2 pseudogenes are annotated in these 1,645 nt (G+C 78.2%); both read right to left on the reverse strand.

Features of this window, described 5'->3' with window-relative positions:
• A pseudogene (locus ACYVKY_RS09445) lies at positions 1–710 on the reverse strand (hypothetical protein); the annotation flags it as partial.
• Positions 711–803: 93 nt separating this feature from the next.
• Positions 804–1,645: pseudogene (locus ACYVKY_RS09450) on the reverse strand (hypothetical protein); the annotation flags it as partial.

The following is a 1,645-nucleotide window of genomic DNA, read 5'->3' on the forward strand; positions in this document are numbered from 1 at the left end:
GTCCACCCGGACCGCTCGGCGGCCGCGGCCAGCTCGGCCTGGGCGGCGGCGGTGGCCTCCTCGCGCTGGGCCTGCGCGGCCGCCAGCAGCTCGGCCCGCTCGTCGGCGGTGCGCCGGGTGAGCTCGTCGGCCTGCTCGCGCGCGAGCCGGGTGGTCTGCTCGGCCTCCTCGCGCGCCGTCGCCAGCGCCGCCTCGGCCTCGGCCGTGGCCGCGCCGACACGCTGCTCGGCCTCGTCGGCGGCCTCGGACCGCAGCCGCTCGGCCTCCTCGTCGGCGGTGCGGGTGGCCGTCCCGGCCTCGTCGGCGGCCTCGGACCGCAGCCGCTCGGCCTCGTCGCGGGCCTCGCGCAGCTCGCGCTCGGCCGTGGCGGTGGCGTCGTCGAGCACCTGCTGGGCCCGGGCCCGCAGCTCGTCGGCGGCCTGCCGCGCCTCGGCGAGCAGCTCCTCGCGGGTGCCCTCGGCGCCCTCGACCACCATCCGCGCCTGCTCGGCGGCATCGGCGACCAGGGTGCGCGCGTCCTCGGTGGCGGCGTCGAGCCGCTCGTCGGCCAGCGCGAGGCGCCGGGTGCTCTCGGAGGCGTCGCGGCGGGCCTGGCCCGTCAGCTGCTCGGCCATCTCCTGGGCGCGCTGCAGGAGCGTCGCGGCGTGCGCCGCGACGGCGTCACCGTCCCGGGGTGCAGGACCCTCGGGAGCCGTGCTGTCGACCTGCACCGGCCCAGCCTCGCAGACCTGCGGCACGGTCGTCCACGAGGGTTCGCGAGGTGGAGGACCGCTTACGCAGCGTGACGAAGGCGCCTCCGGCGGTCACGGGGTGTTGACGCGGACGTCCTCGACCACGCGCCGCACCTCGGGGTACTCCTCGACCGGCGCGCTGAACTCGACGTAGACGTGGGCGCGCGGCTCGGCGCCGCCCGCGGGGTCGTAGACCCGGCTCATCCGGATCCGCCGGAAGCCGTCCTCCCAGGGGTCCTCGTCCTCGCTCAGCAGGGTGCCGGCGTCGACCAGGGAGAAGCCGACGTCGTCGCTGCGCACGGCCCGCAGCGCGGCCCACTCCTGCTGGTCGCAGACGTCGTCGCACCGGGTCAGCTCGATCACGCCGCTGGCGTGGTTCTCCAGCGGCGCGCGGGCGACGGCGTCGAAGTCCATGCAGAGGTAGAGGACGCTCGCGATCTCGTCGGTGGAGCGCACGCACTGCCACCCCTCGGGCACCCGGAACGGGAACGGCAGGCCGGCGAGGCGCAGCTCGGTGGTCGCCTCGTCCTCGCCGAACTGCTCGCCGCCGAGCCCGGGACCGGTCGCGAGCGGCTGCTGCGGGACGCCCTCGCCGGCGGCGCTGTCGCTCGGGGCGGGCGACCCGCTGGGCCCGCTCGGCCCGTCGCCCGACCCGCTCGGCGACGGCGACGGACCCGACTCGGTGCCGCTCGGCGAGGGGGACGGCGACGGCGCCGGCGACCCGGTCGTCGTCGTGGACGGACCGGGTTCGTCGCCACCGCCGGCCGACGGCCAGCAGGCGGCGAGCAGCAGGAGCAGCAGCACGACCAGCACGGCGGCGGCGACCCACCACCACCGGCGGCGCGACGGCGCGGCGGCGGGCGGCGCGGCGCTCGTCCGGAGCACCTGGGAACCCCTGCTCCTCGTCGGTCCCG

It is taken from the genome of Angustibacter speluncae (genome assembly GCF_054777815.1).